The following is a 14,532-nucleotide window of genomic DNA, read 5'->3' on the forward strand; positions in this document are numbered from 1 at the left end:
TTCGCCCTTGCGTCCTCCTCCTCTTCCTGGTTCCGCTCGGCCACATGGTTCATGTGGCCGATGCATTCATAGTAGTAGGCGGTTTCAACGCGAGCAATGAAAAAGGGAATCTTCCGACAGCGGGAGGCGTCGGGGCTGGATCACGGCTTTGCTGGGGGAGGAGTCGGTTTGATCGGATCGGGCGCCTCGACTGCGTCGGCGATCGCGGCGGCCACGTAAGGATGATCGCCGAACAGATAAGGGACCTGCTGAGCGTTGGCCTGGTTCGCGAGGTCGATCGCCTCGGCGGTTCCCGCCGCCACATGCCGGGTGTAGTGGACGCAGCACATGCACCGCAGTTCCTTCTCAACCATGAAGCAAAGCGGCCAGCATTTGCCGCAGCCCTTGGACTCTCCCGCCGTGGGAGCCTGCGCCGAGGGCGTCGCGTGATCGTGGGGCGATTGCGGAGCCGGCGCGGGGAGCGATTGGGGAGTGGGCGTCGGAGGCGGCGTATAACAGGGCCGGGTGGGATTGGGGATGACGATCTTCGTGAGCGTCGGCGCCAGTTCATAGTACGTCGCCGTCGTGTACACCGGCGCCGCCCCCGGCTTGCAGAGCCGGTGGAGATGCCCCTTGTAAACCGGGGCGCTCGCCGGCGCCTGCTGGACGATTCCGGTCCTCAGCACCGGATAATACGCGACCACCGGGACGACGATGATTCCATTCGCAACAGCTCGCTCGCTCGATACTCCTAGACCGACCAGCATGCAGGCGATGACCGGACCTCGAAGTCTCATGGGTGCTCCTCGGCGTGGACGACTTGGGGCGAACAGGTGGATTGCACAGAATGAATAGAATACATGGGGTTTGGTTGAAAAAAAAGAATAGTACGGAAAAAGTTTTCCGCCCCTTCGTCGGCTCTGGATCTGGGGAAGCTTGAATTCGCCGGGTCGGACCCTGAGAATCGGTTCCCTCGGTAAGGACGCCCCGACCGTCTGGGAGACCTGGATCGCATCCATGGGAATCACGATGTTCATGCCGCGACGTGGAGTTGCTTCGACGTTCGCCGCGCGGGCGGTGTTGGCGGTCGTCTTGACGACGACGGGTCGGGGGGGGGCGGCCGAGGAGCCGAAGAAGCCCGACGCGGCCCCGAAGGTCACGTCGCGGGAGCGTCTCAGCCGGCGGCGGTTGGCGGCCGCGCATGAGGCCGTCGCGCGGATCGCGAAGGGGAGGCGGACGCTCGATCCGCCCTCCGGATTCCACGACTACCGCGCCATCCTGCACGCGCACGCCGAAGACTCGGCCCACACCGGCGGCACGCGTCCCGAGATCCTTGCCGAGGCGAAGCGCGCCGGGGTCGACGCCGTCTTGCTGAGCGACCATTACCGCCCGCCCCGCGACTTCGTGAAAGATAGCTGGCGGGGCCTGCGCGAGGGCGTGCTGTTCGTGCCGGGCTCGGAGGTTCGGGGGTTCCTGGCCTATCCGATGAAGTCGGTGATGGCTCGGATGGAAGCCCCCCTGCCCGACTTCGTCTCGGCGGTGACATCCGACGGCGGCCTGATCTTCCTGTCGCACATCGAGGAGCGGCCCGACCACTCGATGGAGGGGCTGACGGGCCTGGAGATCTACAACCGCCACTACGACGCCAAGCGCGACGCCGCCGGCATGCTGGCGCTGATCCTGAAGGTCACTGCGCCCGATTCGCTGCGCGAGCTGGAGGAAGACCTCGCCAGGTATCCCGAGGAACTGTTCGCCTTCCATGTCGAGTATCCGGCCGAGTACCTCGCCAAGTGGGACCGTGAGACCAAGGAGCGGCGGCTGACCGGTGTGGCCGCGAACGACTGCCATCACAACCAGGTGCTGATCGTGAAGATGATCGACGAGGGTTCGGTGCGCGTGGGGACGAACGTCGACAAGGACGAAGACATGCGGAAGTTCTCAGCCCTGCTCCGCCCGGGAATCCGCGCCATGACGAAAGGTCGGAAGCCCGGCGACGTGCTCGCGCGGGTCGACCTCGATCCCTATCACCGCTCGTTCCAGAACGTGAGCACGCACGTTTTCGCCCCCGAACTGACCGAGCCGGCCGTCCGCGAGGCGCTTCGCGAGGGCCGCGCCTACGTGAGCCACGACTGGATGTGCGACCCGCGGGGCTTCCGGTTCGGCCTCGTCGAGCCGGCCGTCTTGATGGGGGGCGAGGTTGCCTTCAAGCCGGGTCTCAAGCTCTCGGCGTCGTTCCCGGTCGCCTGCCGGATCCGGCTGATCCAGGACGGCCGGGAAGTCGTCAGTCGGTCGGGCGACTCGCTCGAATACGAGGTGACCGCGCCCGGCGTCTACCGGGTCGAAGGCTGGCTCGACCTTGGCGGCGAGGAGCGCGGGTGGATCTACGTGAATCCGATCTACGTGAGGGGCTCGCGACACCAGTAGATCAGGTCGGTCATGGCGGGTTGGCCTCCCGAGGCGCGGACGAGCATCGCGATCTGGCCGCGATGGTACCACGAGTGGCCGAAAAGCTGGGTCAGGATCTCCTCGACGGTATTGCGGAACCGGTTGCCGTCGAAGCTCTGATACTCGACGACGCGGTCGAGCGCGTCGTCGTCGTCGAGCTTGGCGTAGGCGTCGGCCCAGAGGGCTTCCACCTCGCGGCAATCGTCCTTGAGCTGGCTCAATTCGACCTCGGCGGGGAACAACTGCCCCTTGAAAAGTGGGGCCATCCCCAGCCTGCCGAGCCACGCGCGACGCGCCGCGACGACGTGTCCGAAAATCGTCAGCGCCCGGCGGAATTCGGGATCGGACCGGCGTTCCTCGGGGACGGTTTCGAGCGACGCCAGGACCTTGGCATGGGCGTCACGTTCGTAGTCGAACCAGCGTTGGAAGCGATCGATCAAGGAATTCGCCATCATTTTGCTCCAGGGTTCGGTTGTGAAGCCGCGACACGACGTTCGCGATCGAGGACACGAACCTATCGATCCGAGTTCGCCCCGGCCGGGATCGAGAAACTTTGGCGGCCGATGGTATCATGACTCGTGAGACGAAGACACGAGACCAGGGGATTGGCGATGCACGCGAGTCAGCCGACCGTCGAAGAGCAGCCGAGCGCGGAGACGGTCGTCGGACCGGCGAGCGGCGTCGAGTTGGTTTCGCCGCCGAAACGCCGGTGGCTGGCCACGGCGATCGTGTTCGCCGTCGCACTCGTGGCGCTCGTCCCGACGACGGGCGACCTGGGGCTGACCTGGGACGAGCCGGCGTACCGGCATAGCCAGGTGTTCTCGGCCCAGTGGTGGGAGCAATGGCCCAAGGCGCGGTCGTGGTCCGACGTCCAGAAGATCCTCGATCCCGACGCCTTGATCTATTACTGGCCGTACGCGCGATTCGGCGTCAACTTCCACCCGCCGCTTGCCGGACAGCTCAACCTGTTGACGCACACGGTGTTCGGCCCCTGGATGAAGGACATCCCATCGCGCCGGATGGCCTCGGTGATCGAGTTCGCGCTGACGATTACGATCGGCTTTCATTTTCTGTCGCGGCGGTACGGCCAGGGCGTCGGGCTGGTCATGGCGGGCTCGCTCCTGTTGATGCCCAGGCTGTACGGCCAGGCGCACCTGATGGATACCGACATCCCGGGGCTCTTGCTCTGGGCGTCGACGGCCCTGTGCTTCTGGAAGGGGCTCTACGAGCCGAACGCCCGGCGATGGCGGGTTCTGGTCGGCGTGCTGATGGGACTTGCGTTTCTTGAGAAGATGGCGGCCGTCGGCGTGCTGCTGCCGATTTTGCTCTGGCTGGCGGCCGTTTCACTGCCGGCGATCTTCTCGAAGCGGGTGGGGCGAGCGGGTTGGATCGACGGCGCGGCGACGATGGGCCTGATGCTCTTGCCGCTTGCTCTGGCATTTCACGAAATCCAGTCGCTCCAGCGGCAGATGCCGCCGCCGGCTCAGACGAACCTGTTCATCCACCGGCCGCAAAGCGACTTGCCGGGTTTGATCCTGGCCGTGCCGCTGGCGGTCTGGCTGGTTCGTCGGCTGCTCGGCAGGCTGTTCCCGCGTCATCGAGTCTGGGGCGCGGAGCGGCCGGCGCTCGAGACGCTCACGGCGATTTTGGCCTTCGGGCCGGTCGTCGGCTGGCTAGGAAACCCGCTCTGGTGGCGCGAGACGCTCACTCGGATGACCCACTACTACACATTGAGCAACGACCGCCAGGGGGCGTTGCCGGACATCCTCATCATCTATTTCGGCCAGACGTACCAATACAGCCTTCCGTGGCACAACGGCTGGGTCTTGCTGGCGATCACCGTGCCGGTGAGCATTCTGGCCGCCGCCGCCGTCGGGGTCGTCTGGGGCTTGGGGCGGACGCGGTCCGACCGTATCCCGCTGTACTTCCTGGTCCACATGGCGACCCTCCCCGCGCTGCGGATGCTGCCGACCCCCGCGCACGACGGCGTCCGGCTGTTCCTGCCGACGTTCTTCTTCCTGTCGGCCTTCGCCGGCTGGGGGGCGATGGCGGCGGCCTCGTGCTTGTCGAGGATGACGAAGGCGCGGCTCGCCGTCAGCCGGCCGATCGTCGCCTCGCTGGTGCTTGCGCCGGCGCTGTTCGCCCTGGCGACGGTTCATCCGTACGAGCTTTCGTATTACAATGAATTGATCGGAGGAACGCCCGGCGCGTGGCGCCGTGGTTTCGAGGCGTCCTACTGGTACGACGCTTTCACGCCGAGCGTGATCGAGGAGCTGAACCAGAAGTTCCCTCCCGCCGCCGAGGTCGACTTCTTGAACCCCCGGACGAACCCGTCGACGTTCTATCAGCTTCAGTGCCTCGGCCACATCCGGCCCGACGTCGAGCTGGGCCGGCGCGGTCGCGATCATTTCCCTTTCGCCTGGCTGTTGACCCAGGATTCCAAGGCGTCGGCCTTCACTCGACTGCTGTTTGCGATGAAGCCCTGGTATGCGCTGGCGCCGAAGCAGGTCGGCGGCGTGCGGCTGGCCAGCGTGGCCGATCCCGTGGCGGTCTCGCGCGCCTGGGCGCTGAGCCTGCTGCTCGACGCCCCCGACACCGCCCCTCCCGATCCGCCCGCCGCGCCGGAATGGGTGCGCAAATACGCGCCGATTCTCCGGCGGTTCTGGGGTGACGGGCTTCAGAAATCCAGCCGCCTGACGGTCAACCCGGCGGCGCTCGACTGGGCCGCGAACGATCCCGAGGGATTTCTCGCGGCGGCTCGTCGGCTGGCCTCGCGGAAGCAGGGGGAGGACGACCCGAACGCCAATCGGCTGCTTCGCATGCTCTTGATCGACTCGCGAGGGCGAACCAACGCGACCAATCAGGACCTGCTCGACCAGCTTCTCAGCGCCCGCCCCGAAGCGCTCGTCGAGGCCGTCGAAATCCTGACCGCCCATCGCGACGCCGTGGTCCAGGTCATGACCCGGTACGGCTACACGGACCCCTCGTGGATCGGCGGCTTCCTCGATCGCGACCTTTGAGCCGGCGGTTGGCTTCTCTCCCGTCTCCCCTCGCGGAAGAAGGTGGCCGCGCAGCGGCCGGATGAGGGGGGCGCGAGGTCCTGGGCGTTCATCACGTCTGCCGCGCCATGGGCTGTTTCTCGTGCTATCGTCCTCTATGGGGGCCGTCGTCTTGAGTCGCCGTCACGAGTGGGCGCTCTTGATTGCGGGGGGGCGCATGAGCGAGCGAGACGGTGAATCCGAGATGGTCCGACGAGCCCGACGGCTGCGCCGAGAGATGACAGCCCCGGAGCGGCGGCTCTGGTGGGAAATTCGGGACCGTCGCATAGGCGGGCGGAAGTTCCGGCGTCAGGTGCCGATTGGGGAATTATGTCGTCGATTTTCTGCATCTCACAAGCCGGGTCGTGATCGAACTCGACGGCCGCAGCCACGACGATCGGTTCGAACAGGACGCCGCTCGGCGGTCCTGGCTCGAAGGCCAAGGGTTCCGCGTGCTCCGGATCGCCAACGACGATGTACTTGACGACATCGAGGCGGTGATCGAAACGATCACCGCCTCGATGTCGGCGAGACGGTGGCCGTCGTAACCACAGCCAAGCGGGTTTGGGAATGGCGCGACGGCCGTCGCGCCCCCCTCATCCGGCCGTTCCGGCCACCTTCTCCCGCAAGGGAATGACCACTTCAGCCCGCGCCGTGCTCACGCCCCCTCGCCGACCGCGAGTTCCGCGGCGGGGATTTCCTGCGATCGCTTCAAAACCGCCGTGATGACGGGGGCGAATCGCGCGGCGGCGAGCAAGGCGACCAGGTAGATCGCCGCTCCGAACCAGTAGGGCGCCGACGGCGAGACGCGGGCGAGCAGGATGTTGCCGGTCATGTAGCTGATGATCCGGGCCAGGGTCTGCGTCGAGGTCAGCGCGCCGAAGACGGCGCCCTGCTCGCTCATGGGGGTGATCCGCGACAAGAGGCCGCTGATCGAGGGGCTGACCAGGCCCGATCCCACGCTGAACAGCACCACCGCGCCGATCAGCGGCCAGGCGCTCGCGCCCGACATCGCGGCGACCCCGACGAAGCCGAGCCCCGCCAGGATCACGCCGACGAGGATCAACCGGATCTCGCCGTACCGGGGAACCAGCGGACGGATCAGTCCCCCCTGCACCAAGGCCGAGACGAGGCCCGATCCGGCGAACGCGAAGCCGATCGCGCTGGGCGACCAGCTCATCCGATCCTGGAGGAACACCGCGAAGGTCCCTTCCATCGTCGCCCAGGCCAGGACCGACAGGAAGGCGACCGCCACCAGCTGCGCCACGCCGGGGAGCTGAATCGTGTCGACGATCCCTCGGCGGCTGAGCACCCGCGCGGCCTGTCGAGGGGCCGAGCCGGCGGGGATGCTCTCGGGAAGCTTCCAGACGACGACGATCCACGCCAGCGTCGAGAAGGCGGCGGCGACCAGGAACGGCAGTCGGAGTCGCCAGTCGGCGGCGATCGGCAGGTCGGAGAGCAAGGCGCCGAGCAGCGGGCCGAGCACGAAGCCGACGCCGAACGCCATGCCGATCAGCCCCATGTTCCGCGTCCGGTGCTCCGGCGGCGTGACGTCGGCCACGTACGCCTGCGCCACCACGATGTTCCCCCCGGAGGCGCCGTCGAGCATCCGCCCCAGCAGCATGACCCGGAAGTTGCGCGACAGGCCCAGGATCAGGAACGAGAGCGCCGTGCCCGCCTGGCTGAAGACCAGCAGCGGACGGCGTCCGTAACGATCGCTGAGCCGGCCCAGGATCGGACCGGCGATAAGCTGGCAGATCGGGAAGGCCGCGAACAAGAGGCCGAGCTGCCAGCCCTCGAATAGGTACTGCTTGGCGAACGGGCCGAGCAGCGGCATGACCAGCGCGAAGCCGAGCAGGTCGATCAGGACGATCAGAATCACAATCGCAAGCGGCGACATCGGCGAGCTTCTTCCTCCGGTGAAGGGATGCGAGGCGGGTGTGTTTCTCGGCGAGAGAGAGAGGGAGGGTCAGAGCGAGGTCCGCGCGGCGACTTCGGGGCCGTAGCGCTCCTCGCGCATCCGGTCGGCCTGGTTCTTCAACTCGCTGAGCAGCCGGTGATGCGAGACGATCCCGAGGTACTCGACGACGAACGAGACGAAGTTGAAGGCCAACGTCAGGCTCGCGACCCAGAGGTGCCACGCGCCGTAGCTTCCCCCTCGGGTGTCGGCCGCCGCCCCCAGCCAGGCCGTCACGGCGACGGCCGTCATGCTTCCCATGATGAACCGGAACGCCCGCCGCTTGTTCCGCGTGGCCTGGGCGATCAGCCAGTCGGGGAGCTGATACACTCGCGCGACTTCCTTGGCCCATTTGAGCGTGGCCATGAAGTAGGTGTAGACGATCGAGTGGACGCCCAGGATCACCAGCACGGTGAGCAGCGAGAACAGGACGTGCACGCCGCGCCAGACGGAGCCCGGCCCGCGCGGTTCGCTCGCGGCGAGGAACCCGATCGCGAAATCGGCGAGCAAGAGCGAGCAGCCGGTGACGGCCAGAACCAGGAAGTAGCGAATCATCGGTTGTCCGTGGCCGGTCGTAGATTTCCACCGCGAGCCGTCGTCGCGCACTCCCATAGACTAAGGAAACCACGCCGCCCCGTGCAACCGGAGAGCCCTCGGGCCGGCGGATTCCTCAGTCCACCTGGGGTGCTTTTCTGACAACCTGAAGGCCTTCCATCGTTCCCGCGGCGCTTGATCACTTCGGAGTGGAGGGCCGTGTTTTCACGTCGGCCTTCAGGCTTTTCAAGAGGGTCTGGGCGAATTCTCGTTCGTCGCCAGAGACTCCGACCACACCCGCGGCCGCCTCCAGCTCCTTGACGGCCTCCTCCGGCTTCCCTTGATAGGCGGTGGTCATCCCGACGCCCACCCTGGCGAGATAGACGTCGATGGGCCGCTTCGCGGTTCGGCCCGCCTTGTCGTACCACTCGGCCGCTTCGGCCGGCTTCTGGCGGATCAGTAACTCGTCGCCGATCGTGTTGTAGACCGAGGCCCAACTGTCCACGGTCGGGTCGGTCTCCTTGCCATGCGGTCGGCCAGCCAGCTCGCCGGCCTCCATCAACTCGCCTTGCATCGCCAATGAAGTCGCCAGTCGACGCGCGGTCTCGTCGTCGTCCGCGTGGGCCTTGAGCTGTTCGCGCAGTTTCGGAAGGTCTCTCGGAAGGCCGGCGATCACATTGAGAAGCTCGACGAAGGCCAACGGTGGAGTATAACCCGGGATCTTGCCCACGATGCGGCCGTCGTGCGCATCCTCAATCGCCGGGTCGAGGAAGAGGATCGCCGGGTAACCCTGGATGTGAGCCTGATATCGCTCGACCAGCGGCCGACCTTCGCCGTCCTCGGCGTCGACCTTCACTGGCACGAACCGCCGCATGGCTTCGACGACGGCCGGCTTCGGGAAGACGTCGGCGTCGAGGCGCTTGCACCAGCCGCACGTCTGGGTCGAGAAATCGACCATGACCAGCTTGCCCGCCTTGGCGGCCTCTTTCCTGGCGGCTGCGAAGTTCCTCGCCCAGTGGACGGCGCCAGGCTTGCGTTGGGTTTCGGCGGCGGCCGGGATGCCGAGCTTCGCGAGACGCGCTTCCACGGTCTTGATCTCGGCCAGGGCCGCGGCTTCGTCGATCTTCCTGGACTTAGGCAGCACGTTGACCAGGTTTTGGAGGGCGTTCTCCTGGAGGGCGACGGGGTAGGATGCACGGAGCATCGCCTCGGCCTTGCGGGCGTATTCGAGCGTCAGGTCTTCGAGGTCCTCCGCCCCCACGAGGTTTCGGACGATCAAGTTGATCGTACCGACTTCCATCTCGGGGCCGTAACGGGCTGCGACCTCGATCGCGCGATCGACCGCGGCGCGTACTTCAGCCGTTGGTGCCTTGTCGTCGGCCAGGGTGATCGCCAGCGCCCACCCTGCTACCGGCGCCATCGGCTCCTCGGCGTACTTCTTCAGCATCTCCTTGAGGATTTCGACCTGCTTTTCCCGGTCTTTCGTCTGATTGAATCGCCGCAGCTCGTCGTTGCCCGCGGCAAGCGCCTCCTTGGGATCTAGCTCCTTCAAGTCGGTCCGATCCAATATGGCCGGGAACTGCCCTTGTTGAGAGAAGTCGATCGAACCCCGAAGCACCTTGGGCTCGGCTTGGTCTTTGGGAAGATACGCGACGACGTTCAGGACCCTTGCATCGATGGGTCTCGTCGCCGCGATCTTCAAGGTGAATCGGACCGCCTTGTCATCGATCTGGAAGTTCTCGATCGTCGATTCCGCGAAGTGGTAATGCTCCGGCATGAGGATCGCGAGAAGCGTCGCCCGGGCCGAGGCCCGTCGTCCCTCGATCTTGATCAAACTCATGGCCTGGCCGGATGGATACCCTCGGACGATCCAGTTCCCTTGAAGGTCGACGGTGGGGGCGCTGGTGTTCTTCTCGACGTTCCGAGGGGCCGGCGCCGGGCGCGGTGAGTCGTCTGGAGCCGCGTGCGCGAGCCACCCCAGCGTGGACAGGCCGATGATCGTCGCCAGGACCGCCGCGTCCATCTTCAATCGGGAGAACAGCATCACTTTGAGCACTCCTTCCGCCAGGGTGATTGACAACGCAGAGAGGCCGCAGGCTGCTTGCAAGGGGCCGACGGCGAACGCCGCCGCGGCCCGGACCGTGGACTCCAACAGAGCGGGAGGCAGGGAGACGGACGTCGGCGCTCCGATCATGATCAGCGTCTGCTGAGCCGACGAGGGGGTGATCCCACGGCGTATCAGCCGGTCTTGTAGGTGCGCCCGTCCGCGCGCCAGCCGGCTCTTGACCGTCCCCACGGGGCATCCCAGGTGTCGCGCCGCTTCCTCGTAAGAACGTCCTTCGAGGTCGCAGAGGACGAGGGGGATGCGATGGCGATCCGGGAGCCGTTCGACCTCCTGGTGGATCGCCAGCGAGAGGTCGTCCGAAATGCTCGGGACGGTCCACGCTGGCGTCCGCTCCGCCGCCTGTCGCTCGACCGCGCGGCGGCGGTTCTTGTCTCGTTTGGCGTGGACCGCGGTACGAAAGGCGACGCGATGGAGCCAGGGACCGATCGATTCGCTGACCCATAGCGAGCCGGCCCTGCGGACCAACACGAGGAACGTGGCCTGGAAGGCGTCGCGGGCGTCGTGGTCGTCGCGCAGGACGGCCTGGCAGGTGCGCCAGACCAACGGCCCGTGCCGCGCGACCAGTGCGGCGAAAGCGGGCTCGCCCGCCTCGCGGGCCCGCGTCGCGAATCGTTCGAGCAACTGCCCGTCGCTCAGCGCGGTGAACGAGCCGGTGTGGAGGAGATCGCCCAACGCGCTAGCGGCGGCGTGATTCCGATTCAATGGCACGAGTTTCACCTCCCCTACATGACCGCTCCCGTCATGGTAAGGGATGCGCGGGGGGTGAAAGTTCCATTTTTTCTTTGGAATCGACGACCGCTTCGTTGATCACGGGTCGTTCGAGCAGGCGGTCCCTTTTTCCAGCCCGGCGCGGGGGGTACGATCGGAAGAGGCGGGCGGATTCATGGATGGACCTCCCTGGCCGATCACCTGGGCGTGGGGGTGGACGATGGCGATGCTGATCTCCTTGGCCTGTGTCGCGCTGGGAATGACGATCCCGCTGTCGGGAACGGTGGAGGACGCCGCCGGCCGGCCGGTCGCCGGGGCGACGGTCTGGCTCGGCGACACGATCGCGACCCGCAAGGGGTCCGAGGTCCTGGCGACCGCGAAGACCGACGAGAACGGCCGGTTCCGGCTCGAACGCGCGGCCGATCTCGTGGGCCGGGGCCGATCTTGGTCGCCGACACTCTGGGCCTACAAGCCGGGCGGCCGCATCGCCCACCTCGAATTCAAGGGAGACCTGCCGGCGGCCGACGAGCCGGTCCGCCTTGTGCTCGGGCCGCCGGCCTCGACCCCGGTCCGGGTGCTCAACCCCGACGGCAAGCCCGCCAAGGGGGCGAGCGTCCGACCTGTCTATCTGAGGATCAAGGCCCCGCGACCGCCGGACAAGCTGCTCGACCGCCTTGGCGCGACGACCGACGCCGACGGCCGGGCGACGCTCGACGGCTTCGCGCCGGTCGACGTCGAGTTGCTTGACGTGACGGTCGAGGGACAGATAGTCCAGTACCTGCCGCTCGACCCCGACGACGGGACCCTCACGCTCCGTCCGCTCGGCCGGCTCAAGGTCCGGATCGTCGCCGACGATCCCAAGGTCCTCAAGGGCTGGATAATCACCGCCTCATCGCATCCGACCGATGCGGGTTATCAAGGTCCCACGACCCACTGGGCTCGTGAAACGACCGGCGACGACGGCCGGATCGACTTCCCGCCGCTGGCCACCGGCCGAATCACCTGGGACGCCAAACCCCCCGAGGGCTCGAACTATCTCCTAGCGAAGCAACCGGGCGGGACGGTCCGGGCGGGCGAGACGGAAGAGGTGGAGATCGCCGTCCGCCGGGGCGTCCGGATCGAGGGGGTCGTCAAGGAGGAGTCCGGCGGGGCGCCGGTCGCGGGGGTCCAGGTCGTCGTCACGCCCCTCCAGGGGAACTCCCAGTCGGGAGCTTCGCCCGTCACCGACGCGCGGGGCCGCATCTCGGCCGTCATCCCACCCGGAACGACCCGGTTGACCTACATCGAGGTGCCGAAGGATTACTTCCTGCCGCCGCGCGTCCAGAACTGGGTGGACTTCGAGGTCAAGGAGGGCGAGGAGCGGCATGAATGCGCGCCGCCCCCGCTCCGGAAGGCGGCGCACGTCCGGGGACGGGTGGTCGACGAGGCGGGCGAGCCGTCCCCGTGGGCCGCCGTCTCGGGCTCCTGGAGCCTTGACGAGAACGGTTTCAACACCACCAGCACGATCCACGCCGAGACCGACGCGCGAGGCGAATTCGTCCTGGGAAGCATCCCTCCGAACGCCCGGGTCACCGTCACGGCGTCGTCGGGGTGGACCACCGAGTCGGACTCGTCGGTCGTCCCCAAGGTCGACGAGGGGGAGCCGACCACGATCCGCCTCCGGAAGCGGCCGACCCTGGCCCTCTCCGGCCGGGTGCTCGGCCCCGACGGCCGGCCCCTGGCCGACGCCCAGATCCGGGTCATGATCCGCGCGCCCGTCCAGGGGTTCAACTCGGGCAGCCCGTTCATGTTCGGCGAATCGGAGGAGGTCCGGACCGGCCCCGACGGCCGATACAAGACGCCGGCCCAGCTTCCGGTCAAGCATGAGTACCGCATCGAGGCCCAGGCGTCGAGATGCGAGCCGTCGATGTCGCGATGGCTCGTCGGGCAGGCGGTCGAGGTCCCCGACCTGGTGCTCCGCAGGTCGATCGGCGTGCGCGAGGCGGCTGGTTGGGTGGTCGACTCGACCGGCAAGCCGGTCGTCGGCGCCGAGGTCTTCCAATCGGGGGATGGACCCAGGAGGACGCGAGGCGTGACCGACGCCGACGGCCGGTTCCGGGTCGCCAAGGTCCCCGACGCGCCGGCGTTCCTGTTCGTTGCAAGGGAGGGATACCGCTTCCTCGGCCGGCGGGTCGAGCCGGAAGCGCGGGCGATCGAGTTCGTCCTCCGTCGCCTCGACGAGCCCCCGGCGGCCCTGCTCGGCTCGGCCGGCTCGCCGGTCGCTCGCGACGAGGAGCGCGCGATCGCCCGCGACCTGATCGCCCAGGCCCGGAAGGCGCCTGGCGGCGGAGGAGATTCGCAACGGGGGCCGCTCGCCGTGGCCGCCCTCGTCGATCCCGACCGGATGGTCGAGATGATCGAGAATCAGGTCGTCGCGGTCGATGCGGGCGTGCTCACGGCCCTGGCGATCGGCCGGTCCGAGGGCGACCCTCGGAAGGTCCTCGAAATCCTCGACGCGATCGATTCCCCCGCCACGGCGTCGCACGCGGCCTTGGGCCTGTTCGACCGCCTGGGGAGGTCGGCCCGACCCGCGTTCCGTCGCGAACTCCTCGATCGGGCTGAACGCCGCGCCCACGATGTCGGCGAGCCCGGCCAGGAGGCGAGCCTGCTCGCTCGCGCCGCCGACCGACGGCTCGACATCGGCGACGTCGACCGCGGCTCGGCCCTGGCTCGGGAGGCCCAGACGGTCGCGGCAAGACCTGGCCAGCAACTCGTCCCCGACCCCCTCGACGACCTGGCGTCGGCCCTGGCGCGGGTCGACCTTGCCGCCGCCTTGAAGCTTCTGGACGGCCAGGCCAAGCCTCCCGGCGTACTCGACATGACCCGGGCCGCGATCGCCAAGCGGATCGCGGCGGCCAACCCGGCCGAGGCCCGCCGACTCCTCGGCGTGATCCAGGAAAACAATCGATGGTCCGCCCGGCGCGCCGTCTGCGCCCGGATGGTCGCGAAGGACCTGCCGGCGGCCCGCGCCCTGGCGGCCGAGGGGGGCGACGCGATGCTCGCGGCGGTCTTGCCGGCGTTCGCGGCCCGAGCGCTGGCCGATTCCGACCCGCGCGCGGCCCGTGAGCTTTTATTCGAGTCGGTCGAAAAGCTCGGGAAGCTCGACCAAATCCAGGCGGCCCAACCGGCCCCGGCCGTCGTGCTGGCCCGTCTGGTGCCGCTGGCCGTCCGACTCGATCCCGACCGGGCACCAAGCTGTTTGTGGCTCGCCCTGTCGCGTCGCCCGCCGCTGCCGGACCGCGAGTTGTCGCCCGTGCTTCCTGACGTCCGCCAGCGCTACCTCGACCTGGCCGAGCTGGCGGCGTTGACGTCGCGGTACGACCGGGCGGCGGCCGAGGTCGTGTTTGCGCCGGTGGCCGCCCGACTCGCCGCCCTGGACGACGAGCCCTGTGGGCTGGGCAACGAAGGTCCCGCGATCTTCCGGGCCGCGGGGGCGTTCGACGCCCGGGCCGCCCGCGCCTTGCTCGATGCTCTGCCCGAAGACCCGCCGCCGTTGGACGGACGGCAGGCCGGCTTCCCCAACTTCCGCCACCACAGCAAGGCCGAGGCTCGGGTCGCCCTGGCCGAGGTCCTCGGCCTGCCCCCCAGGCTTCGCCTCCGCGAGCCGTTCATGCCCATCGGGGGCGATGACTGGCTTGAAGTTCTCGACGACCGAGGGATGGGTCGAATCGAAGGCCCTTAAGATGGGAAGATGGGTGGGGCGATCG

At 67.7% G+C, this 14,532-nt stretch carries 9 protein-coding genes; 4 read left to right on the forward strand and 5 right to left on the reverse strand.

What is annotated here, in order from left to right; genetic code table 11:
• Nucleotides 1–140: 140 nt before the first annotated feature.
• Complete coding sequence (locus BSF38_RS02675; RefSeq protein WP_145951940.1) at nucleotides 141–776, reverse strand: hypothetical protein; 636 nt, start codon at nucleotides 774–776, stop codon at nucleotides 141–143.
• Between the two features lie 220 nt (nucleotides 777–996).
• Between BSF38_RS02675 and BSF38_RS02680 the strand changes: the two genes are divergently transcribed.
• Nucleotides 997–2,403 (forward strand): CehA/McbA family metallohydrolase domain-containing protein, encoded by a 1,407-nt coding sequence (locus BSF38_RS02680; protein WP_076343336.1) that lies wholly within the window; start codon nucleotides 997–999, stop codon nucleotides 2,401–2,403.
• Here the strand turns inward: BSF38_RS02680 and BSF38_RS02685 are convergent.
• On the reverse strand, nucleotides 2,376–2,876 hold the full coding sequence (locus BSF38_RS02685; protein WP_076343337.1) for a DinB family protein: 501 nt from the start codon (nucleotides 2,874–2,876) through the stop codon (nucleotides 2,376–2,378). The genes BSF38_RS02680 and BSF38_RS02685 overlap by 28 nt on opposite strands.
• A 159-nt stretch (nucleotides 2,877–3,035) precedes the next feature.
• Between BSF38_RS02685 and BSF38_RS02690 the strand changes: the two genes are divergently transcribed.
• Together BSF38_RS02690 and BSF38_RS32320 are read left to right on the forward strand one after the other, a co-directional pair.
• Entirely contained in the window at nucleotides 3,036–5,444 is a 2,409-nt protein-coding gene (locus BSF38_RS02690) for a glycosyltransferase family 39 protein (RefSeq protein WP_076343338.1), read from the forward strand.
• 383 nt (nucleotides 5,445–5,827) lie between these two features.
• Nucleotides 5,828–6,010 carry an endonuclease domain-containing protein gene (locus tag BSF38_RS32320; protein WP_250637957.1) on the forward strand — a complete coding sequence of 61 codons (183 nt, stop codon included), beginning with the start codon at nucleotides 5,828–5,830 and terminating at the stop codon, nucleotides 6,008–6,010.
• A gap of 110 nt (nucleotides 6,011–6,120) precedes the next feature.
• Here BSF38_RS32320 and BSF38_RS02700 read toward each other — a convergent pair whose 3' ends face one another.
• The 3 genes from BSF38_RS02700 to BSF38_RS02710 form a co-directional block, all read right to left on the reverse strand.
• Entirely contained in the window at nucleotides 6,121–7,362 is a 1,242-nt protein-coding gene (locus tag BSF38_RS02700) for an MFS transporter (RefSeq protein WP_076343339.1), read from the reverse strand.
• A gap of 69 nt (nucleotides 7,363–7,431) precedes the next feature.
• The gene (locus BSF38_RS02705; RefSeq protein ID WP_076343340.1) at nucleotides 7,432–7,974 is read right to left on the reverse strand and encodes a hypothetical protein; all 543 of its coding nucleotides are present in this window, start codon (nucleotides 7,972–7,974) and stop codon (nucleotides 7,432–7,434) included.
• Nucleotides 7,975–8,152: 178 nt separating this feature from the next.
• A complete protein-coding gene (locus BSF38_RS02710) occupies nucleotides 8,153–10,786 on the reverse strand; it encodes a sigma-70 family RNA polymerase sigma factor (protein ID WP_145951941.1) in 2,634 nt (877 codons plus the stop codon).
• 175 nt (nucleotides 10,787–10,961) lie between these two features.
• On the opposite strand from BSF38_RS02710, the gene BSF38_RS02715 reads away from it, so the two are divergent.
• Complete coding sequence (locus tag BSF38_RS02715; protein WP_076343342.1) at nucleotides 10,962–14,507, forward strand: carboxypeptidase-like regulatory domain-containing protein; 3,546 nt, start codon at nucleotides 10,962–10,964, stop codon at nucleotides 14,505–14,507.
• The last annotated feature ends 25 nt before the right edge of the window (nucleotides 14,508–14,532 follow it).

The sequence above is a fragment of the Paludisphaera borealis genome (assembly GCF_001956985.1).
GTDB classification, from domain to species: Bacteria; Planctomycetota; Planctomycetia; order Isosphaerales; family Isosphaeraceae; genus Paludisphaera; species Paludisphaera borealis.